The sequence below is a fragment of the Micromonospora sp. NPDC048868 genome, assembly GCF_043198195.1.
GTDB lineage: Bacteria > Actinomycetota > Actinomycetes > Mycobacteriales > Micromonosporaceae > Micromonospora > Micromonospora reichwaldensis.
The window spans coordinates 17,741-38,802 of record NZ_JBICUN010000025.1 but is presented as its reverse complement, the minus strand read 5'-3'; the positions used below and the strand labels follow the sequence as shown (position 1 = coordinate 38,802).

The following is a 21,062-nucleotide window of genomic DNA, read 5'->3' as shown; positions in this document are numbered from 1 at the left end:
GATGAGCGGCGGTCTCTACCGCAGCGCGAACGCCGCCCAGGGCGGCGCCGCGCCCGGCCGGCCGTCGGACGGCGCCACGTTCATCTCCGCCGAGCCGCTCAACCAGCCGGCCATGGAGTCGACGGCGCCGCCGCAGGAACAGGTGGGCGAGGCAAGCGCCGCGACCAACAGCGCGGTGATGGCCATGGGCAGCCTGGTCAGCCGCGGTACGGGCTTTCTGCGCAACCTGGTGATCGCGGCGGCGCTCGGCGGCGCGCTGGTCGGTGACGCGTACACCACCGCGCAGATCCTGCCCGGGATGGTCTACGAGTTCCTGCTCGGCGGCGTACTCACCAGCGTGCTGATCCCGGTGCTGGTACGGCGGCGCAAGTCGGACTCGGACGGCGGCCAGGCGTACGCCCAGCGGCTGCTCACCCTGGCGGTCCTCGCCCTCGGCGTGGCGGCCCTGCTCGCGGTCGGGTTCGCCTCGACGCTGACCTGGCTCTACGGCAGCGGCGAGTCGACGGACGGCTATTCGGGCCTGGTCACGGCGCTGGCCCGCCTGATGCTGCCGATGATCTTCTTCTCCGGGTTGAGCGCGCTGATCAGCGCGGTACTCAACACCCGGGGTCACTTCGCCGCCCCCATGTGGGCGCCGATCCTGAACAACCTGGTGGTGATCGCCACCGCCGGCCTCTACATCGCGATCTTCGGCGCGGACATCATCAAGCCGGAGGAGATGACGACCGGGCGGATCCTGCTGATCGGCGGCGGCACCCTGCTCGGCGTCGCCATCCAGGCCGCCGGCCTGCTGCCGGCGCTGCGCAAGGTGGGCTTCCGCTGGAAGCTGCGCTTCGACTTCCGCGAGCTGGGCCTGCGCGAGCTGGGCCGGCTCGGGGCGTGGATGTTCTGCTACGTCGCGGTCAGCCAGATCGGCCTGATCGTGCTGTTCAACCTGCTGAACCGGGCGGGCAGGGAGAACGCCGCCGGCCCGCTGATCTACAACAACGTCTTCCTGCTGCTGATGACGGCGCACGGCATCATCGCCGTCTCGATCATCACCGCGCTGATGCCCCGGATGAGCGCCGCCGCCGCCGACGGCCGGTACGCGGACGTGGCCGCCGACCTGTCCCGGGGCACCCGGACGGTCACCGCGGTGCTCGCCCCGATCGCGGTCTGCTACGCCGTGCTCGCCTCCCCGATCTCGTTCACGCTGTTCCGCTGGGGCGCCTTCGACGAGGGCAACGCCACCGCCACCTCGCTGGTGCTGCTGGCCGCCGCGCTCGCCCTGGTGCCGTTCGCGGTCAGCCAGCTCTTCACGTTCGCCTTCTACGCCCTGCCGGACACCCGCACCCCGGCGCTGATCAACATTCCGGTGGTGGCGCTGCGCATCGGGGTGCAGATCGTGCTCTTCGCGGTCTTCTCGGCAAGCTTCGCCGGCGCCGGCATGATGATCGGCAACGCCGTCTCCTACCTGGCCGCCGCGATCGCCTCCGCCTGGCTGCTACGTCCCCGGGTGGGTCGGATCGGCCTCGGCGAGATCATGCGCACCAGCGCGCGGGTCGCGGTCGCGGCGCTCGGCGCGGCGGTGGTCGGCCTGATCGTGGTCAAGCTGCTGCCCGGCGACGACACGCCGAGCCGCCTGGAGGCCGTCGTCCAGCTCGTGGTCGGTGGGGCGGTGATCGGCGGGACGTACCTCGGGCTGGCCATGGTCCTGCGGATCGGCGAGATCACCGAGGTCGTGGGCATGGTCCGCCGCCGGCTGGGCCGCTGACCGATACCCGTCTCCTCGGGCGGGCGACACGCTGCGGGCGGACTGCACTCTCTGTGAACGAGGATCACCAGCCTGGGGATGCGCCTGTGGATAACTCCGTGATTCGCCGCTCAGGCACCGAAAGGGCCTGTGGATAACCAGCCGTACGGCTGAGCATGGCGGTCCGGTCGGGGGGAACCCGGCTGCGTCGGCGCGCTCGCCGCAACGGCCGGCCCCCTCCCTGCGGGCGCTTGCGGCCAACCTCTAGATTGGCCAGTACATGTGCCAGCAACGTGGCTGACAACGGGAGCAACCGGACAAGTCGGTCGCGTGCCGGCAGCTCGGCCCGGGAGCGGCGCGAAGATGACATGTCGGGGAGACGGCCAACCCGGGTAAGGTCGCTCTCGACGGGTACGGCAGGCGCCGACGCTCCGCGTCGACACCGGTCGGCCGGTTCCTTCGAAGGCAGAGCGGGAAGCCACATGCCCAGCAGCGCGGGTCCATCGATCGACACGATCACCGAGGGAGGACGGGTGACCCAGGTCGGCGAAGGTCAGGAGGCGGAGGAGAGCGCTCCTCAGGTCATGACCTTCGGTGCTCCCACGGCCGGTGAAATCCTCGCCGAGCGTTACGAGCTGGTCGAGCACATCAACAACGACAGCGCGGGTCGGCTGGTCTGGCGCGGGGTCGACGTCATCCTGCGCCGTCCCGTCGCGGTCGTGCTGCGCTACCCGGGTGGCGACTCGGCCACCGAGATGCTCCAGGGCGCCGTCGCGGCCAGCCGCGTCATCCACCCCAACCTGGTCGGCGTCTACGACGCGATCGACGAGGCCGAGCGGGCGTACGTGGTGCGGGAGTGGGTCGACGGGCAGTCGCTGCGCGAGCTGGTCACCGACGGGCCACTGGACCCGGCGCGCGCCACCACCATCGGCAACGCGGTCGCCAGCGCCCTCGCCGCCGTGCACGCCACCGGCATGGTGCACGGCAACGTCCACCCCGGCACGGTGATGATCAGTGACGACGGCCGGGTGGTGCTGGCCGACGCGCGCACCGACGGCGCCGACAGCCAGCAGAGCGACGTCCGCGCGATCGGCGGGGTCCTCTACTTCGCCCTGACCGGGCACTGGCCGCACGCCGAGGCCCCGCTGCGTGGCGCCACCGCCGGCCACGGCCGGGCCGCCATCCCCGACGCCGTACGCGACGCGGGCGGCGCGCTCGCCGCCCCCCGGCAGGTGCGGGCGGGCGTGCCGGCGTACCTCGACGACCTCACCATGGACCTGCTCGACGCCGAGATCGAGCCGCCCTCGTCGGACGTGCTCGCGGCCGAGCTGGCCCGGCTGGACGTGCCGGCCGACGAGCAGTTCCTCGACAGCGCCGGCCCGCTGCGCTTCGCGGCCGACACCGGCGAGGAGCCGTCGCCGCTCGCCGCCGCCGGCGGACGCAAGGTCGCGATCGGCATCGCCAGCCTGCTGGCGGTCGCCCTCGTCGGCCTGCTGATCGGCATCACCGCCCTGGGCGGCGGTGACGACGACCCACAGACCAACCCGGTCGCGGCGCCCTCGTCGAACGCGCCCGCCGGCGACGCCACCCCGGCCGCCATCACGGCCGGGCCGCTGAAGATCAGCACCGCCCGGATCATCGACCCGGAGGGCGACCGGACCGAGGTCCGCAACGCCGACAAGGTGTACGACGGGGACGAGGACGAGGGCTGGGAGACCCAGACCTACCGGGGCCGCGCCAACTTCGGCAACCTCAAGAAGGGCATGGGTGTCTGGATCGACCTCGGCGGCGAGCACACGGTCAAGTCCGTGCAGGTGCTCCTGTCCGCCCGGGGCGCCTCCGCCCAGCTCTACGCCGGCACCACCGACCGGCCGTCGTCGTCCTCCGGTGACGCCCAGCTCTTCGCGGACTACAAGAAGACCGCGATCGGGCAGCCGTTCGAGGAGCACGAGGGCACCAAGATGACCTTCAACGGCTTCAACGCCGACCAGAAGTACCGCTACCTGCTGTTCTGGATCACCGAGCTGCCGTCGAGCGACGGCGGCTACAAGCTCGGCGTCCAGGAGATCACGGTCCAGGGGTCGTGAGGCGGCCACCGCGCTCCGGGCACCGCATCCGCCGGACGTGGTGATGGGCGTACGCGGGGAACGGGTGACCGGTGGACCGGCGGGTCCGCCGGTCTCGTCGTCGGTGCCGCCGTCCGGGCCAGCGGACCTCGACCTCCTGCACGCCCACGTGGCCGGCGACCCGCACGCCTTCGCCGAGCTCTTCCACCGGCACCGGGACCGGCTCTGGGCGGTGGCCCTGCGCACGCTCGGCGACCGCGAGGAGGCCGCCGACGCCCTCCAGGACGCCCTGCTCTCCGCCCACCGCGCCGCCGGGCGGTTCCGGGGCGACTCGGCGGTCACCACCTGGCTGCACCGGATCGTGGTGAACGCGTGCCTGGACCGGATCCGCCGCCGCCAGGCGCACCCGACGGTGCCGCTGCCGGACGGCGTCCGGGACACGGACTCCGGCACCGGGGGCGTCGAGCCGGCGGCACCCGTGCAGGACCACGACACGGCGCTCGTGGTCCGGCAGGCGCTCGCCGAGCTGCCGGCCGAGCAGCGGGCGGCGCTGATCCTGGTCGACGTGCAGGGCTACCCCGTGGCCGAGGTGGCCCGGATCCTCGACGTGGCCGAGGGGACGGTCAAGAGCCGGTGCGCCCGGGGCCGGGCCCGCCTGGCGACACAGCTCGGACATCTGCGCCCCACCAGGCAGAAGCCGGAGCCGCAGACCACCCCGCAGCGGGCGGAGCCGGCCCCGGCGACGGGCCCGAACGTGCCGGCCGTCACCCGAGGGAACCCCCGGTCGCCCGAGGGCGTCCGATCGGGGTCGGGACGGTCCCGGCGGGATCTCCACCAGGAGGACGCGTGACTGCCGGGGGGTACAGGGAGGTCGACCACGACCTGCTCGCCGACTACCTCGGCGGGGCGCTGGACGGCACCCCGGACGAGGATCTCGTCGCCCGACTGGTCGACGAGGACCCCGACTGGGCGCAGGCGTACGCGCTGCTGGCCCCGGCCGTGGCGGACGTCCACGCGGACCTGGCCACCTGGGGCGCGTCCGCGCCCGAGATGCCGGCCGACGTCACCGACCGGATCGTTGCCGCCCTGGCCCACGCCACGGCGTCCGACCCCGCCACCGCGTCCGGCCTCGGCACCGCGTCCGGCCCCGCCACTGCGGACTCCGCCGGGCCGGGCCGATCCGAGCCGGACCGTTCGGGGCCGGGCCGGGCCGAGCCGGGCGGCCGGAGGGCTGGGGACGACGCGACGTCCGCCGGGGAACGGCCGGCGGAGGGGCAACCTACGGTCAGAACGGGCATCGGGGCGGTACCGGCACAGCCGCTCGGCGGGTCCGGGAGACGTCCTGCCGGCGTACCCCGGTCGGAGCCGGGCCGCGGCGGGGCCACCGGGCCCGGCCGACGACGGCGCCGCTGGACCCGGCTGGCCGGGCCGGTCGCGCTGGCCGCCGTGTCGATCGCGGCGGTCGGGCTCGGCGTCGACCAACTCACCAGGGACCAGCAGACGGGCGGGGCCGCGGACACGGCGTTGCCCGCGACGAACCGTGAGGGCGCCGCCCCCGCCGCCACGCCCTTCCGGATCGCCGGCGAGCCGTCGGTACGCAGCGGAACGGACTACACGCCGGAGTCCCTGGCCGCCCTTCCGTCGTCGCCGAAGGCACGGCCGTTCACCGGCGGCCCGCCCGGAGAGCAGCCCGGCGTCCAGGCGGAGGGCGGGCGGCTGCCCGGCTCCGTCACCGGGCTCGACCGGCTCACCGACCCCGCCGCGCTGGGTGCCTGCATCGGCGAGATCAAGGCCGAGCACGGCAACGGTCCGCTGGTGGTCGACGTGGTCGACTACGCCCGGTTCCAGGGCCGCCCGGCGCTGATCGTGCGCTTCACCGACGCCACGGGAGCGCACTGGGCCTGGGCGAGCGGGCCGGAATGCGGTGTGCCCGGGTCCGGCTCGGACAGCCGCTACCGCACGCGGGTAGGGTGAATTCGCGGTCACCGGCCGTTTGGCCGTCCACGTGACCTGACCCACCGGATGACCGGCTCGGGAATCCCCGGTTCGTACGATGACGTTCTGCACATCGAAGTGCCGGCACCGAGCGGCGTCGGCATCGGATCGGCATCGGTGCGCGCCGATGGCGAACAACACAATCGGGAGACGGCAGTGGACGAGGTCCGCAACCTGATCATCATCGGCTCCGGGCCAGCCGGTTACACGGCGGCGGTCTACGCGGCGCGCGCCAACCTCAAGCCGCTCATCATCGAGGGCGTGCAGTCCGGCGGCGCGCTGATGACCACCACCGAGGTGGAGAACTTCCCCGGTTTCGCCGACGGCATCCTCGGCCCCGAGCTGATGGACAACATGCGCAAGCAGGCCGAGCGGTTCGGCGCGGAGTTCCTCACCGACGACGTGACGCGGGTCGAGCTGAAGGACACCGGCAGCGTGGGTTCCGACGCCGTCAGCACCGTCTGGGTGGGCCAGACCGCGTACCGGGCCAGGGCGGTCATCCTCTCCACCGGCTCCGCGTGGCGTCCGCTCGGCGTGCCCGGCGAGCAGGAGTACCTGGGCCACGGCGTCTCGTCCTGCGCGACCTGTGACGGCTTCTTCTTCCGCAACCAGCACATCGTGGTCGTGGGCGGCGGTGACTCGGCGATGGAGGAGGCCAGCTTCCTCACCCGGTTCGCCGAATCGGTCACCATCATCCACCGCCGGGACTCCTTCCGGGCCAGCAAGATCATGGCCGAGCGGGCACTGAGCAACGACAAGATCAAGGTCGAGTGGAACACCACGGTCGAGGAGATCCTCGGCGACGACGGCAAGGTCTCCGGGGTGCGGGTACGCAACACGCACACCGGCGAGTCCAAGGTCCTCGACGTCACCGGCGTCTTCGTGGCCATCGGTCACGACCCGCGCAGCGAGCTCTTCCGGGGGCAGGTGGAGCTCGACGACGAGGGCTACGTGAAGGTCCAGGCGCCCAGCACCCGGACCAGCGTGCCCGGCGTCTTCGCCGCCGGCGACCTGGTGGACCACACGTACCGGCAGGCGATCACCGCCGCGGGCACCGGCTGCGCCGCCGCGCTGGACGCCGAGCGCTTCATCGCCACGCTGCAGGGCTGAACAACCGAAACACATCCCGGAGGAGGGTCATAGTGGGAGCAACGAAGTCGGTCACCGACGCTAGTTTCGCCGCCGACGTGCTGAAGTCCGACAAGCCGGTTCTGGTGGACTTCTGGGCCGAGTGGTGCGGCCCGTGCCGCAAGGTGTCGCCGCTGCTCGAGGAGATCGCCGGCGAGATGGGCGACCAGGTCACCATCGTCAAGCTCAACATCGACGAGAACCCGGAGACCGCCCGCACCTACCGGGTGATGTCGGTCCCCACCCTCACCGTCTTCAAGAACGGCGAGCCGGTGCAGTCGATCGCCGGCGCCAAGCCGAAGGGCGAGCTCGTCAGGCTCATCGAATCGGCGCTCTGAGCAGCACCGACGCGCGTCGACCCCGTACCCGGTCCGCCGGGCACGGGGTCGACGCGTTTTTCCCGACGTGGGGCACCCGGAGCCCCCGGAACGCATAGCCTCAAGCGGGGGCCGCCCGGCCAGCAACCGTCCGTGCAGAGGGGGTCGTGCGTGCGTCCGATCCGACCCGGTGACCGTGGACCCGCGGTGACCGAGATCCGTACGGTGCTGACCGGCCTCGACCTGCTCGTTTCGACGGCACCGGGCGCCGACGAGTTCGACACGCACACCGAACGGGCCGTGCGGGCCTTCCAGCAGTCGCGTGGGCTCAGCGTGGACGGCCGGGTCGGTGCGGAGACCTGGCGGGCCCTGGACGCCGCCCGCTGGCGGCTGGGCGCCCGCACGCTCTACCACGCGGTCCCGGAGCCGCTCACCGGTGAGGACGTCCGCTCGCTCCAGGAGCGGCTGCTGGAGATGGGGTACGACGTCGGGCGCGCGGACGCCATCTACGGCGTACGGACCTCCCGGGCGGTCGCTCAGTTCCAGCGCGAGGTCGGGCTGACGCCCGACGGCTCGTGCGGTCCGCACACCATGAACGCGCTGCGCAGGCTCGGCCGCAAGGTCGTCGGCGGGCGGCCGCAGTGGCTGCGCGAGTCCGACGCCATCCGGCAGTCCGGCCCGGCGCTGGTGGGCCGGACCGTCGTCATCGACCCCGGGCACGGGGGCACCGACCCGGGGGTGGTGGTGCCGGACGGGTCGCTGCGGTGGACCGAGACGGACCTCGTGTACGACCTGGCCAGCCGGTTGGAGGGCAGGCTCGCCGCCGCCGGCGTCCGGGTGCAGCTCACCCGTGGGCCGGCCCAGGAGGACTGCCTGCCGGACGTCGACCGGGCGGAGCTGGCCAACTCGCTCGGCGCCGACGTGTTCATCTCGCTGCACGTCGACGAGCACGTCAACCCGGCGGCCGAGGGGGTGGCGACCTACCACTACGGCACCGACAACGGGGTGACCTCGGCGACCGGGGAGCGGCTGGCCGGGCTGGTGCAGCGGGAGATCGTCGCCCGCACCGGGCTGCGCGACTGCCGTACGCACGCGAAGGCCTGGGACCTGCTCCGGCTGACCCGGATGCCGGCCGTACGCGTCGAGGTCGGCTACCTCACCTCGCCCACCGACCGGGCCCGACTGGTCGACCCCCGGTTCCGGGACAGGGTGGTGGAGGCCGTCGTCGCCGCCGTGCAGCGCATGTACTTCCCCGTCGAACGCGACGTCCCCACCGGCTCGATCGACGTGAGCGCGCTGCGGGCGGTGGTGGCCGCCGGCACGGTCGTCGACTGAGCCGCCTGCCGACTCCCGACCGGGCTCCGCCGCCGGGGCCGGACGCGCCGGCGTCAGATCAGCCGGCGGTCGAGCGGGTGGCCGGGGCCGGACGGACCGGGCGGAGCAGCGTCTCGGGGCTCATCGAGCCGAGCAGCTTCTCCAGCGCGTACTCGACGTCGGACTTCCAGCTCAACGCGGTACGCAACTCCAGCCGCAGACGGGGGAAGCGCGGGTGTGGGCGGACCGTCTTGAAGCCCACGGAGAGGAAGAAGTCGGCCGGGGCGACGCAGGCACCGGCGGGGTCGGCCGCGTCGCCGAACTTGGCGTCGCCGAAGGCCTCGATCGCCTTGATGCCGCGCTTGGTGAGGTCCCGGGCGACGCCCTGGACCAGCATCCGGCCCAGCCCGCCGCCGGCGAAGGCGGGCACCACGTTGGCCGTCATCAGCAGCGCGGCGTCGGCGGAGACCGGGGAGGTGGGGAAGGCCATCGAGCGGGGCACGTAGGCCGGCGGGGCGTACAGGACGAAGCCGGCCGGCATGCCGTCGACGTAGACGAGCTTGCCGCAGGAGCCCCACTCCAGCAGCGTCTGCGAGACCCAGGCCTCCTTCTCCAGCCCCGGGTCGCCCGCGGCACAGGCCCGGTCCGCCGAGACCGGATCAAGCTCCCAGTAGACGCACTGCCGGCACGGGCGGGGCAGGTCCTCCAGGGTGTCGAGGGTCAAGCTGACCAGACGTCGCGACATTGGTGTATCCCCACATTAGGCTCGGAGGTGAGACCGGCACGGAACGACGACACCGCCTACCTGCCCCCGACGAGCGATCGTACGCCGCAAACGGACGCTGCGGGAGGGGACGCGCGAATGCCTCTCCTTCCGGGGCGCCGGCCGGGGTCCGCGATGTGGACGCCGGTCACTTAGCGGTTACACCCCTGGCAGACGGCGACTAGGATCGACACTCGGCGCCCCGCGTCGCCATGGTCGCAGGTGCCCCGGGTACCCCGGGGCGGGAGCCACCCGAGCAGCCATCGAGGTGATGTCATGACCGGCACGACGCTCGACGACTACACCGACCGGTACGCCCGCCGCGTACGGGGCATGACCGCCTCGGAGATCCGCGCGCTCTTCGCGGTGGCCAGTCGGCCGGAGGTGGTCTCGCTCGCCGGTGGCGCCCCCTACATCGCGGCGCTGCCGCTCGACGCGGTCGGCGAGATGCTCGGCCGGCTCGGCGCCGAACACGGCGCCACCACCCTCCAGTACGGCATCGGCCAGGGCACCCTGGAACTGCGCGAACGGATCTGCGAGGTGATGGCGCTCTCCGGCATCGACGCCGCCTGCGGCGCCTCCCCGGACGACGTGGTGGTCACCGTGGGCGGGCAGCAGGCCCTCGACCTGGTGGCCCGGCTCTTCCTCGACCCCGGGGACGTGGTGCTCGCCGAGGGCCCGACCTACGTCGGCGCGCTCGGAGTGTTCCAGGCTGCCCAGGCGCAGGTCGTGCACGTGCCGATGGACGACGACGGGCTGATCCCGGAGGCGCTGGAGGCGGCCATCGCCGAGCAGGCGCGCGCCGGCCGGCGGGTGAAGTTCCTCTACACCATCCCGACCTACCAGAACCCGACAGGCGTGACGCTGACCGAGCAGCGGCGGGAGCGGGTGCTCGACATCTGCGAGCGCGCCGGTCTGCTTGTGGTCGAGGACGACCCGTACGGTCAGCTGGGTTTCGAGGGGGACGCGCCGGCGCCGCTGCGCGCGCGGCGCCGCGACGGGGTCTTCTACCTCAGCACCTTCTCGAAGACCTTCGCCCCGGGCCTGCGGGTCGGCTGGATCCTCGCGCCGCACGCCGTCCGTGACAAGCTCGTCATCGCCAGCGAGGCGCAGATCCTCTGCCCGAGCGGCTACGCGCAGGCCGCCGTCTCCACCTACCTCGGCACCATGCCCTGGCGGGAGCAGCTCAAGGTCTACCGCGAGGTCTACCGGGAACGGCGCGACGCGATGCTCGCCGCGCTGGACGACCTGATGCCCGCCGGCACGACCTGGACGACGCCGGGCGGCGGCCTCTTCGTCTGGGCGACCCTGCCCGACGGCCTCGACTCCAAGGCGATGATGCCGCGGGCCATCGCCGCCCGGGTGGCGTACGTCCCGGGCACCGGCTTCTACGCCGACGGCACCGGCAGCGGCAACATGCGGCTCAACTTCTCGTTCCCGTCCCCGGAGCGGATCCGCGAAGGTGTGCGCCGGCTGGCCGGCGTGATGGAGCAGGACATCGCCACGCGGCGGGTGTTCGGCGCGGTCGGCCGCCCCGGCACGCGGCGCGGGCAGGCCGGCGCGGACACGCCGGGACCCGACTTGGCATGATTCCGGCATGGTTCCCACCGCTGCCGACCGTTCCGTCGTGACCGACTCCGCCGTCACCGCCGACCTGCGGGTGCTGGTGCTCGCCGGCGGGCTCTCCTACGAACGTGACGTCTCGCTGCGGTCCGGACGCCGGGTGCTCGACGCGCTGCGCGCGGTTGGGATGGACGCCGAGCTGCGGGACGCCGACGTGGCGCTGCTGCCGGCCCTGAGCGCCGACCCGCCGGACGCCGTCGTGATCGCCCTGCACGGCGCCACCGGCGAGGACGGCTCGCTGCGTGGCGTGCTCGACCTCTGCGGCGTCCCGTACGTGGGGTGCGACGCCCGCGCGTCCCGGCTCGCCTGGGACAAGCCCTCGGCCAAGGCGGTGCTCCGCGAGGCGGGCATCCCGACCCCGGACTGGGTCGCCCTCCCGCACGACCGGTTCTCCGAGCTGGGCGCCGTGGCGGTGCTGGACCGGATCGTCGAGCGGCTGGGGCTGCCGCTCATGGTGAAGCCCGCCCAGGGCGGTTCAGGGCTGGGCGCCGCCGTGGTCCGGGACGCCGCGTCGCTGCCGGCCGCGATGGTCGGCTGCTTCGCGTACGACCCCACGGCGCTGGTCGAGCGGTACGTGCCCGGCATGGACGTGGCGGTCTCGGTGGTCGACCTGGGCGACGGGCCGCGCGCCCTGCCTCCAGTGGAGATCGTGCCCCGCAACGGGGTGTACGACTACGCCGCCCGCTACACCGCCGGCCGGACGACCTGGCACACCCCCGCCCGGCTGGAGCCGGCGGTGGCCGGTGCGGTCGCCGACGTCGCGCTGGCCGCGCACACCGCGCTGGGGCTGCGCGACCTGAGCCGCGTCGACCTGATCGTGGACTCAGCCGGCCAGCCGCACGTGCTGGAGGTCAACGTCTCGCCGGGGATGACCGAAACCTCCCTGCTGCCGCTCGCGGTCCAGGCCGCCGGTCTCGATTTCGGCAGGATGGTCGGCACGCTGGTGGCCCGCGCCGCAGCCCGGCACCCCTGACCGACCGGTCCACCGGCCCACCTTCCGGGCGGGGGTTCGGCGCTGAGGTGCCGCCGCCAGCCGTCGCCTCGTCCGGTCCGCCGCCTCGCTGGCCGGACTGGCGGTGGCCACCTGGCTCGCCGCGCTGGCCAGGCTGTCCGCTGCGCGGCCACCCGGAGGTACTTCCTCGGGTGGCCGCCCCCGTCCTACGTCTGGCTGCCCGACCGTCCGGCGTCCGTGGCGGGCGCCTCGCCCTCCGGCTCCTGCGCCGGCGGCGTCTCCTCGGCGGACTCGATCACGGACACCGCCTCGCCCTCCGTCGGAGCGTCTTCCGCCGGGGGCTGCCCGGTGAAGCTGGACGGGGCCTGCCACTGGATGCGCGGTGGCTCCGCCAGCGGTCGGCCCCCGAACTCCGCCAGCCAGGCGGCAACCATGGCGAGATTCTCCCGCCACCGCGCCTCGGAGATGGGCGGCAGGATGGAGTCCCACAGGGAGAGGAAGGTCCCCCGCAACTGGAGCTGCCCGTAGGGCCGCGCCAGGAACCACATGTGCAGGTGCGCCGAGCCGTCGCCCCAGCGGTTGACGTGCACCCGGGCGACCCCGTCGAGGGACCGAATGGCCCGCTCCAGCCGTACGGTCATCACCCCCAGTTCGGCGGCGAGCAGATTCGGCAGGTCGCCGAGGTCGAGATGCGAGCGGGATTCCAGGATCAGCACCATCGGGAGTCCGGTAGGGCGGTCCATGGCGCGTACCCGCCATCGCTCACCCACCCAGATGTAGGCGTCGTCGGGGGCATTACAGGCGGTGCATTCCCGGTTCCCCTCGCCCTTGCGCGGCGGCTCGACCGGGACCGGGTCATCGAGTTGCTTGACACGAAGGTCGCCCTCGAAGGGAAAGGACGGCCACTGGGTGAAGTCCGGAACGGAGGGAGGGGTGTCGTGCACGACGCTGACACTAACCGGTCTCGGCACCGCTGTCCCTACCCGAACGACCAGCCGGACGGCCCCAGTCCGACCATGACGGCAGAACCGAGAGCGGCTCTGTCCACAGGTATCCACAGGCGCCCACGGGTTGATGAGACGCCGGACACACGCCGTCATCCACAGGCTGCCACCCCGTTTCACGCGGGGTTTCACGTGAAACGGGGTGGCCTGTGGATAACTGCTGTGGATAACTTTCGGGCGCGATCGCGGATCCTTCGCCGGGGTGGAGTCGTCGGTTCCACGTGAAACGGAGGCACGCCGGGCGGGTTCCGTCATCGCTCGTCCGCTGCCGCTGAGCGCCGTGGTCGGCATCGCCGTGGTCGACGTCCCTATGGCCGGCATGGTCGTGGTCGGGCATCGTCGTGGCATTCGGGATCTTGTCTCTGCTAACTCAGGTCGGCTCCGCGCGAACCACCGCGAGCGGTCCACCGCTTCCGCAGCCGCAGCCACCGGGTTCCGGGCAGTGTCGCGCCGCCATGGACCTACCCCGGCGCAGGGCGGCAGGTGAGCGGAAGGCACGGGCCGGCGTGTTGCGGCGAAGGCACCGAGCGGCAATGGCCCGATGCGTTCAACGAACGCCAGGACCGGTTGCTCATTCGCGGCCGGGCCGGTGCGGCCGGGCCGGTGCGGCCGGGCGGCAGCGCGTGCAGCCTGTCGGGAGAAAGCCTGGGAGCGAGGAGGTAAGCGGGCAGATGCAGGAACGGGCCGGTGCTGATCGGCCACGCAGCAACCGCCGAGCGTTGATCCGAACCGGGTGGACAGCGGCAGCGTCCGCCCACGCGGGCTCGCAGTTGCCGTGGCCTCGCAGTTGCCGTGGCCTCGTAGGTGGCGCCGGCTGACACTCGACGCAGGACGCGTCCGGCCGCCGAGCGGGCGGGCGGGCGGGCGGGCGGGCGGGAAGAGCGGAGAGGCCGGGAGACCGAGAATCCTGAACCGCTGAGACAACGGTGGCGGTGCGGGTACGCAGCCCGTGGCCGGCCTGGCATCGAGATAGGCCAGCAATGGAATGGCCAGGACAAGCCGGTGGCCGGCCGGAGGTACTCCGCACCTGCGGCCCGCCGCAGGTGCTGGCCGACCCGATGAGCGTGGCCCGGTGAGAGGTGGGTTGGAGGGACCCCACCCGCATCGAAACTGCCGCAATGGTCGGGGACAACCGGAACTATCAGAACGACCAGAACCCCCAAGAGGACCAGAGCGGCCAGGAGAGCCAGAGCGGCCAGGAGGACCAGACGGTCAGGAGAACTGGAACGGCCAGGAAAGCCGGGCCACCCAGTAGCAGGGCCATCGGCGACGCGAGGCATCGGGCGTTCTTCCCGTGTCAGCGGGGTAGCCGTGCGCCGGTCTTGGTAGCGACGCGAGCGGGCCCCCGGCCTCTCGCGGCGCTGAGCCGCCCGTCGAGTGGCCCAGCCCTGTGGCTGGGTACCGATCGGCAGCGCTGAGGCCCTCAGCACGGGCTGAGCGTCGGCAACAGGCACCGAGGGCCGCCGCTGACGCGGCTGCGTCTCCCTTGGCGGCTTTCCGCTACCGGTTCGCAGTCACCGAGGGGCGCGGCTGGCCTGAACCCAGCCAAGGCGCCTCCGGGCTATCAGAGTCCGGGCTCAGAGCTCCGCCTTCGTCCGTTGCCAACCAGCCGGTCGAGGTTTGACTGGGAAGCAGGGCCGAATGGGGAGGCTCCGGCACCGACCTGCCCACCGCTTCGCGGATCGCAGGCCCGGCCCGTTTCACGTGAAACCGTCGAGCCGACTGAAGAAGCCGTCCTGACCCGATCCCGAGTTTCACGTGAAACGCCGTCGCCCGCCCGGATCTCCTGAACGCGCTGCGGGGCGGCAACGGCATCTCGTCAGCCGCAGCGCATGCAACGGCCGCGTGATCCGGGATCACGCGGCCGGCAGTGGTGCCATCCGCAACGACGCGGGGCCCGGCCGTGAAGCCGAGCCCCGTCGCGCAACGCGGCGTCGTCCCGACAGGACCGCCGATCGAGGTCAGGCCTCCGGCTCCTCCTCCTGGCCGACGCCGATGAGGCCGACGATCCGCTCCAGGTCGTCGACCGTCGCGAACTCGATGGTGATCTTGCCCTTGCTCCGACCGATGTCCACCTTCACGCGGGTGTCGAACCGGTCGGAGAGGCGGTCGGCCAGATCCGTCAGGGCGGGAGCGTGCGGCTTCGGACGACGCTTGGCCGTCTCCTTCTTGCTCGTACCGTCGCTCAGGGCCAGTGCGACGATCTCCTCGGTCGCACGGACCGAGATCCCCTCGGCGACGATCCGGCGCGCGAGCTGCTCCTGTGCCTCGGCCTCGTCGAGGCTCAGCAGCGCACGGGCGTGCCCGGCGGAGAGGATGCCTGCGGCGACCCGGGTCTGGACCTGCGCGGGCAGATTGAGCAGCCGGATGGTGTTCGAAATCTGCGGTCGGCTCCGCCCGATGCGCCGGGCGAGTTCCTCGTGGGTGGCGCCGAACTCGTCCAGCAGTTGCTGGTACGCGGCCGCCTCCTCCAGCGGGTTCAGGTTCGCCCGATGGATGTTCTCCAGCAACGCGTCCCGGAGCATGGCGTCGTCGTGGGTGTCCCGGACGATCGCCGGGATGTTCTCCCGCCCGACGGCCTGCGCGGCTCGCCAGCGCCGCTCACCCATGACCAGCTCGTACTTCTCGTCGTCGAGCTGTCGTACGACGATCGGCTGGAGGAAGCCGACCTCCTGGATGGAGGTCTTCAGCTCCTCCAGGGCGTCCTCGTCGAAGACCTGGCGCGGCTGCTTCGGGTTCGGCACGATGGCGTCGACCGGGATCTCGGCGAACCGGGCACCCGGCACCGGGCTGAGCTCGGGCTGCGGCTCGGGCTGTGCCACCACAGGTGAAATCGCCGCGGCCGGTACCGGGCCGGTCGGCATCTGTCCCGCCGGCGCAGCCGCGGCAGTGTCAGCAGCCGCCTCCACGGGAGCTGGCGACTCCTCTGCGGTGGTCGGCTCGACTACGGCGGTCGGCGCCGGCCCGGTCGGGATGAGCGCCCCCAGGCCTCGTCCCAGACCGCCCCGAGGACGGTTCTTCATGCCACGCCTCCCAGCGACTGTTCCGCATTACGCATTCCGGCCCACCGGCTCCTTGACGCCACGCTCGGCGATCTCCTGGGCGGCTTCGAAGTAGCTCGTCGCCCCCCGCGATCCCGGATCGTAGGTCATCACCGACTGGCCGTAGCTGGGTGCCTCCGAGACGCGGACGTTGCGGGGGATGACCGCCTGGAGCACCTTGTCGCCGAAGTGGTTTCGCACGTCCTGCTCGACGGCGTCGGCCAGCCGGGTGCGCCGGTCGTACATGGTGAGCAGGATGGTGGAGACATCGAGCTTCGGGTTCAGGTGCTGGCGCACCAGGTTGATGTTGTTGATCAGCTGGTTCAGCCCCTCCAGCGCGTAGTACTCGCACTGGATCGGAATGAGCACCTCCTGCGCGGCCACGAGCGCGTTGACCGTGAGCAGGCCGAGCGAGGGCGGGCAGTCGATGAAGACGTAGTCGAAGTGGCCGGGGTAGGCGGCGATCGCCCGGGCCAGCCGGGACTCGCGGGCCACCACCGACACCAGCTCGATCTCCGCGCCGGCGAGGTCGATCGTCGCCGGTACGCACCAGAGGTTGGGGATCCCCTCGACGCCCTGGGCGACCTCCTCCAGCGGCACGCTGTTGATGAGGCAGTCGTAGACGTCCGGCACACCGGTGTGGTGCGGGACGTTCAGCCCGGTGGAGGCGTTCCCTTGCGGGTCCAGGTCGACCACCAGCACCCGGTTGCCGTGCAGGGCTAGCGCCACCGCAAGGTTGACCGTGGTCGTGGTCTTTCCCACGCCGCCCTTCTGGTTCGCGACGCACATGACCCGGGTCCGCTCCGGACGAGGCATCGTCACCTCGCCACTCGGATTAAGGATCTGCACGGCGCGCATCGCCTCCATAGCCAACGGTGGGTCATCCTCTTCGCGCGTCGGGGTTTCACGTGAAACGTACGCGGCCTCGGCGACTGCGGCTCCGGGGGAGCCGGCCGGGGGCGCGAACGGGTCGGTGACGGGAACGGGTTCGGGAGTCGCGTCCGGCACGGAGTCCGGGGTGGGCTGCTGTGGCACGGCGGACTCGAACCGCGCCGAGGCCGAAGGGTTGCGCCGAACGGACACCACCCGACCGCCGGCCGAATTGCCGGCCCGTGGCACGTCGGGCGCGGCGCGGGTCGCCGGAGGCTCCGGCACGACCGGCTCGGCGCCGCCCGGCCGGACGGCCTCGTCCCGGTCCGGGGGCCGGACCGTCGGCCCGTCGGGCGACCAGCTCGGGTAGTCGGTTTCACGTGAAACGGGGTCGCCCGCCGGCCCCGTCACGCGTGGATCGTCGTACCTTCCGTCGTCATGCACCTGTCATCCCTGCCCGCTTCGGATGGTCGGTCCGCACCCCGTCAACTGGCCGTACGCGATCGCACCGCGGAGCGTACGGCCCGGCGGGAGCGGCGGGACCGGTGAACGTCCGTTGCCGCCCGCTCCACACTATCGACGCGCAGCCAGCCTACGGCTCACGGGCGCGGCCGGTCCACGTCGGGTTCTCATCCTTCCGTCCACCCGTACCGGTTCAACGACGCAACCGCCGGCCGGGAAGCCGGTAGGCGGACATCCCGCGCGGGTGTCCGAGAGGGACTCAACGCCGCCGGGAGCGGCCGCCACGCGCGCTCTTCGCGGCCTTCGGGCGGGCCGGCCCGACCATCCGCTCCCGCACGATCTCCACCACCGTCGTCGGCGGGTCGATCACTCCCTCGCCGCAGCGGTGCACCTCGGGCTCACCGCCACCGAGTCGGGCCACGGTCTGCGCGTGCTCGGCGATCTCCTCCGCGGCGGACGCCCCCTTGAGGGCAATCAGCCGACCGCCGCGCACGGCCAGCGGCAGGCACCACGTCGAGAGCCGGTCGAGCGGTGCGACGGCGCGCGCGGTGACCACGTCTCCGCTCAGCGGACCGATGCCCGTCGACCCGCTCGCCGCCTCGTCGGCGCGCCCCCGGAACACCCGAACCATCTTGGCCAGCCCGAGGTGCTGCACCGCCTCGATGAGGAAGGAGGTGCGCCGGGAGAGCGGTTCGATCAGGGTCACCGTCAGGTCGGGTCGCGCGATGGCCAGCACCAGGCCGGGCAGCCCGGCCCCGGAACCGACGTCGAGCACCGTCGCGCCCTCCGGGATGCGCTCGGCAACCGCCGCGCAGTTGAGCAGGTGGCGATCCCAGATCCGGGGCGCCTCGCGCGGGCCGATCAGGCCGCGGACCACGCCGTCGGTGGCGAGCAGTTCGGCGTACGCGGCGGCCAGGTCGAGGCGGTCGCCGAAGAGGGTGCGCGCCGCACCGGCCAACGCCGGCGGCAGCACCGCCACGGCCGGAGAAGCGCCCTCCGCAGCTACGGCCGAGGACGGGGCGCCCTCCCCCGTCAAGGCCGAAGACGGGGCGTCCTCGGAGGTGTCGGTCGCTGACAGGACGCCCTCAGGGGCGACGGCCGAGGACAGGGCGCTATCGGAGGCGTCGGTCGACGGCGCGGCGTCCGGGGTCGCCGTCGGCTCGGGCCGGACAGGCGACGGCGCGGCGTCCGGGGTCACGGTCGGCTCGGGCCGGACAGGCGACGGCCCGGGCGGCGTGCCACCCGGGCCGTCCACGGCACCGGCCGTGGTGTCGTCGTGGGTCACCCGGTCAGTCCGCCGGCCGGACGATGATGCGCCGGTTCGGCTCGACGCCCTCGGACTCGCTCTCCACGCCGCTCATCGCGTTGACCACGTCGTGCACGCACTTGCGCTCGAACGCGGACATCGGCTCCAGGCGCACGGGCTCGCCGTGCTCCTTGACCTTCTCCACGGCGTTCTTGGCGACGGCGGCGAGTTCCTTGCGGCGGGTCGCCCGGTAGCCGCCGACGTCGAGCAGCAGCCGGCTCGGGGTGCCGGTCTGCCGGAAGACGGCCAGCCGGGCGAGCTCCTGGAGCGCCTCCAGGGTGGCGCCGCGCTGGCCGACGAGGTTCTGCAGCCGGCCGCCGACAACCTCGACGACGGGACGACCGGCGGAGACCAGCTCGTCGATGTCGCCGTCGTAGTCGAGGATGTCGAGCAGGCCCTCGACGTAGTCGGCCGCGATCTCGCTCTGCCGGAACAGCTCGCTCTCGCCGACGGCCTTCTTCTCCCGGGTGCCCGACTCCTCGTCGGTCTCCTCGGTCTCGCCGTTCACCGCGGTCGGCTCGGTCCCCTCCTCGTCCAGGGACTCGTCGGCGCGGGGGGTGCTGGTGTCGGTCACGGTCTCATCTCCGTAGTCGCTCGGCCGGACCGTCGGGTCCGCTGGTTTCCCGGGGCCGGCGGGAGGTCGCCGGTGCCCACGGGCACGTCTGTCGTACGGGCAGTTTCGCCCGTGGCCGCGCCGCGCGCGGCGGTTCCGCCCGGCGCCGGCCGTACGGCGGCTGCGCGGTGCGGAACGGGCCGCCGCCGGTCTCCCGACGGCGGCCCGGACGTTCTCAGCCCTGCCGCTTGGCGGGGCCCTTCTTCGGGTTGACCGGCTTGGCGCCCGGCTTGGGGCCGGCGACCTTCGGCGCAACCGGCTTGGCCGGGGCCGGGGGGGCCGACTTGGTGCGGCCCAGCAGGCCGCCCGTCTTCGCCGGCTGCACCGGGTTGCGGGACGAGGCGCCCGGCTTGCTGGTGGCGGTGGGCGGCGGCGGGAACTTCCGCAGCACCCACTGCTGCTGCGCGAGGGTGAAGAGGTTGTTGGTGACCCAGTAGATGATCACACCGATGGGGAAGATGGCCCCGGAGATGAGCAGCGACAGCGGGATGCCGTAGAGCATCAGCTTCTGGATCATCCGCTGCTGCGGGTCCTCGGCCCAGCCGGTCTTCAGGATCATCTGACGGCTGGTGAGGTAGGTGGTGCCCATCATCACCAGGACGAGGATTCCGGCGATGATCTTCACGGTGGTGCCGTTGGCGCCGAGCCGCGTCAGCTCCTCGGCGGTGGAGCCGAACTTGCCGGCGATCGGGGCGGTGAAGAGCTTCGCGGACGAGGCGCTCTCGAACTGGCTGATCGTCCAGCCGTAGAGGGTCTTACCGGCCTCGCTCTTGTCCGGGTTGAGCCGACGGAGCACGTGGAAGAGGCCCAGGAAGACGGGAATCTGGAGGAACATCGGAAGGCAGCCCATGAGCGGGTTGGCCTTTTCCTTCCGGTAGAGCTCCATCATCTCTTTCTGGAGCGTCTCCCGGTCACCCTTGTGCTTCTCCTGCAGGGCCTTCACCTGTGGCTGGAGCGCCTGCATCGCCCGCTGCGACTTGATCTGCTTGACGAAGACGGGGAACAGGATCACCCGGACGGTGACCACCAGGAAGATGATGGCGAGGATCCAGGCCCAGTTGGTGCCGATCACCGCCGGATCCGGCACCCCGACGAAGTCCCAGGCCCCGTGCCAGACCAGCAGGATCCACGAAATCGCGTAGTAGATCCAGTCGAGACTCAATTCTCAGGCTCCAGTCACATCGGCGCGGCGGCGGCCGCCCGGCTTCGGCACCGGGTCGTGTCCACCTGGGTGAAAGGGGTGGCAGCGCAACAGCCGCCGGGCCGTCAGGCCAGCTCCCCGGATCGCGCCGTGCACCGCCACCGCCTCCAGGGCGTAGGCACTGCACGACGGGTAGAACCGACAGCGGGCCGGCAGAGCCGGACTTATCCACCGACGGTACGCGATGACGGGCCCGCTCAGCACCCGGGCACCGATCGTCGTCGGCCGGGGCTCGGCCGGTCCGCTGGTCACCGGGACCGCCGCCCGCGGGGCGCCTTCGCGGCGACGATCGCCGCGTCCAGGTCGGCGCCGAGTCGCGGGTACGAGGCGTCGGCCGCAGCGGGCTGCGCGCGTACGACCAGGGTGCTTCCCGCGGGCAGATCCGCCAGCCGCTCGCGGACCAGGTGCCGCAGGCGACGCCGGACCCGGTTGCGGACCACGGCGTTCCCGACGGCCTTGGACACGACGAAGCCGGCGCGGGCAGGTGCGGAGGGTTGCTCCGCACCGCTGCTCCGCGCCGGCTCCGGCGAGGTTGCTGTCGCGGCGTCGGGGGTTGTCGGCAGGCTCAGGTGGACGACGACCGCGCCACGGCCGGCACGTCGACCACCGCGGACCGCTGCGGCGAAGTCAGTGCTGCGCCGCAGTCGCTGTGCGGCCGCCAGCACGACTGCCCAC

The 21,062-nt window shown here is 72.5% G+C and carries 18 protein-coding genes; 9 read left to right on the top strand and 9 right to left on the bottom strand.

Translation table 11 applies throughout. The features are described 5' to 3' along the window. Nucleotide 1: 1 nt before the first annotated feature. From murJ to ACGFNF_RS27790, 7 genes are all read left to right on the top strand, one after another. A complete protein-coding gene (murJ, locus tag ACGFNF_RS27820; RefSeq protein ID WP_393171714.1) occupies nucleotides 2–1,753 on the top strand; it encodes a murein biosynthesis integral membrane protein MurJ in 1,752 nt (583 codons plus the stop codon). A 461-nt stretch (nucleotides 1,754–2,214) separates the two neighbouring features. Next, nucleotides 2,215–3,819, top strand: a complete 1,605-nt coding sequence (locus tag ACGFNF_RS27815) for a protein kinase family protein (protein WP_393171712.1) — start codon at nucleotides 2,215–2,217, stop codon at nucleotides 3,817–3,819. A 43-nt stretch (nucleotides 3,820–3,862) separates the two neighbouring features. Further along, complete coding sequence (gene sigM, locus ACGFNF_RS27810; RefSeq protein WP_393171710.1) at nucleotides 3,863–4,648, top strand: RNA polymerase sigma factor SigM; 786 nt, start codon at nucleotides 3,863–3,865, stop codon at nucleotides 4,646–4,648. Beyond that, complete coding sequence (locus tag ACGFNF_RS27805) at nucleotides 4,645–5,772, top strand: hypothetical protein (protein WP_393171708.1); 1,128 nt, start codon at nucleotides 4,645–4,647, stop codon at nucleotides 5,770–5,772. The genes sigM and ACGFNF_RS27805 overlap by 4 nt, the downstream gene beginning before the upstream one ends. A 177-nt stretch (nucleotides 5,773–5,949) precedes the next feature. Further along, complete coding sequence (trxB, locus tag ACGFNF_RS27800) at nucleotides 5,950–6,903, top strand: thioredoxin-disulfide reductase (RefSeq protein ID WP_357580831.1); 954 nt, start codon at nucleotides 5,950–5,952, stop codon at nucleotides 6,901–6,903. Nucleotides 6,904–6,935: 32 nt separating this feature from the next. After that, nucleotides 6,936–7,259: a thioredoxin gene (gene trxA, locus ACGFNF_RS27795; RefSeq protein ID WP_151452747.1), complete on the top strand. Its 324-nt coding sequence runs from the start codon at nucleotides 6,936–6,938 to the stop codon at nucleotides 7,257–7,259. A 150-nt stretch (nucleotides 7,260–7,409) separates the two neighbouring features. Beyond that, nucleotides 7,410–8,573 carry an N-acetylmuramoyl-L-alanine amidase gene (locus ACGFNF_RS27790; protein WP_357577069.1) on the top strand — a complete coding sequence of 388 codons (1,164 nt, stop codon included), beginning with the start codon at nucleotides 7,410–7,412 and terminating at the stop codon, nucleotides 8,571–8,573. A gap of 58 nt (nucleotides 8,574–8,631) precedes the next feature. Here ACGFNF_RS27790 and ACGFNF_RS27785 read toward each other — a convergent pair whose 3' ends face one another. After that, nucleotides 8,632–9,297: a GNAT family N-acetyltransferase gene (locus ACGFNF_RS27785; RefSeq protein ID WP_132235474.1), complete on the bottom strand. Its 666-nt coding sequence runs from the start codon at nucleotides 9,295–9,297 to the stop codon at nucleotides 8,632–8,634. A 294-nt stretch (nucleotides 9,298–9,591) separates the two neighbouring features. Between ACGFNF_RS27785 and ACGFNF_RS27780 the strand changes: the two genes are divergently transcribed. Beyond that, a complete protein-coding gene (locus ACGFNF_RS27780; protein ID WP_311409963.1) occupies nucleotides 9,592–10,905 on the top strand; it encodes a PLP-dependent aminotransferase family protein in 1,314 nt (437 codons plus the stop codon). A gap of 7 nt (nucleotides 10,906–10,912) precedes the next feature. After that, entirely contained in the window at nucleotides 10,913–11,911 is a 999-nt protein-coding gene (locus ACGFNF_RS27775) for a D-alanine--D-alanine ligase (RefSeq protein ID WP_393171705.1), read from the top strand. Between the two features lie 185 nt (nucleotides 11,912–12,096). Here ACGFNF_RS27775 and ACGFNF_RS27770 read toward each other — a convergent pair whose 3' ends face one another. The 8 genes from ACGFNF_RS27770 to rnpA form a co-directional block, all read right to left on the bottom strand. Then, nucleotides 12,097–12,609: a hypothetical protein gene (locus ACGFNF_RS27770; protein ID WP_393171703.1), complete on the bottom strand. Its 513-nt coding sequence runs from the start codon at nucleotides 12,607–12,609 to the stop codon at nucleotides 12,097–12,099. Nucleotides 12,610–14,855: 2,246 nt separating this feature from the next. Further along, complete coding sequence (locus tag ACGFNF_RS27765; protein WP_393171701.1) at nucleotides 14,856–15,917, bottom strand: ParB/RepB/Spo0J family partition protein; 1,062 nt, start codon at nucleotides 15,915–15,917, stop codon at nucleotides 14,856–14,858. A gap of 27 nt (nucleotides 15,918–15,944) precedes the next feature. Then, on the bottom strand, nucleotides 15,945–17,249 hold the full coding sequence (locus ACGFNF_RS27760) for an AAA family ATPase (protein WP_393171699.1): 1,305 nt from the start codon (nucleotides 17,247–17,249) through the stop codon (nucleotides 15,945–15,947). A 277-nt stretch (nucleotides 17,250–17,526) separates the two neighbouring features. Next, nucleotides 17,527–18,246, bottom strand: a complete 720-nt coding sequence (gene rsmG / locus ACGFNF_RS27755; RefSeq protein WP_393171697.1) for a 16S rRNA (guanine(527)-N(7))-methyltransferase RsmG — start codon at nucleotides 18,244–18,246, stop codon at nucleotides 17,527–17,529. 310 nt (nucleotides 18,247–18,556) lie between these two features. After that, a complete protein-coding gene (locus ACGFNF_RS27750; RefSeq protein ID WP_151452753.1) occupies nucleotides 18,557–19,147 on the bottom strand; it encodes a R3H domain-containing nucleic acid-binding protein in 591 nt (196 codons plus the stop codon). A 214-nt stretch (nucleotides 19,148–19,361) separates the two neighbouring features. Beyond that, a complete protein-coding gene (gene yidC / locus ACGFNF_RS27745; RefSeq protein WP_132235461.1) occupies nucleotides 19,362–20,348 on the bottom strand; it encodes a membrane protein insertase YidC in 987 nt (328 codons plus the stop codon). A gap of 3 nt (nucleotides 20,349–20,351) precedes the next feature. Further along, entirely contained in the window at nucleotides 20,352–20,591 is a 240-nt protein-coding gene (gene yidD / locus ACGFNF_RS27740; protein ID WP_207914193.1) for a membrane protein insertion efficiency factor YidD, read from the bottom strand. 44 nt (nucleotides 20,592–20,635) lie between these two features. Next, nucleotides 20,636–21,052, bottom strand: a complete 417-nt coding sequence (rnpA, locus tag ACGFNF_RS27735; protein WP_393171694.1) for a ribonuclease P protein component — start codon at nucleotides 21,050–21,052, stop codon at nucleotides 20,636–20,638. Nucleotides 21,053–21,062 lie beyond the last annotated feature (10 nt).

What these genes read in the sequence shown, in the direction of transcription:
- murJ (WP_393171714.1), top strand. Translation starts at nt 2, where the DNA reads ATGAGCGGCGGTCTCTACCGCAGCGCGAACGCCGCCCAGGGCGGCGCC.
- ACGFNF_RS27815 (WP_393171712.1), top strand. Translation starts at nt 2,215, where the DNA reads ATGCCCAGCAGCGCGGGTCCATCGATCGACACGATCACCGAGGGAGGA.
- sigM (WP_393171710.1), top strand. Translation starts at nt 3,863, where the DNA reads ATGGGCGTACGCGGGGAACGGGTGACCGGTGGACCGGCGGGTCCGCCG.
- ACGFNF_RS27785 (WP_132235474.1), bottom strand. Translation starts at nt 9,297, where the DNA reads ATGTCGCGACGTCTGGTCAGCTTGACCCTCGACACCCTGGAGGACCTG.
- ACGFNF_RS27780 (WP_311409963.1), top strand. Translation starts at nt 9,592, where the DNA reads ATGACCGGCACGACGCTCGACGACTACACCGACCGGTACGCCCGCCGC.
- ACGFNF_RS27775 (WP_393171705.1), top strand. Translation starts at nt 10,913, where the DNA reads ATGGTTCCCACCGCTGCCGACCGTTCCGTCGTGACCGACTCCGCCGTC.
- ACGFNF_RS27770 (WP_393171703.1), bottom strand. Translation starts at nt 12,609, where the DNA reads ATGGTGCTGATCCTGGAATCCCGCTCGCATCTCGACCTCGGCGACCTG.
- ACGFNF_RS27765 (WP_393171701.1), bottom strand. Translation starts at nt 15,917, where the DNA reads ATGAAGAACCGTCCTCGGGGCGGTCTGGGACGAGGCCTGGGGGCGCTC.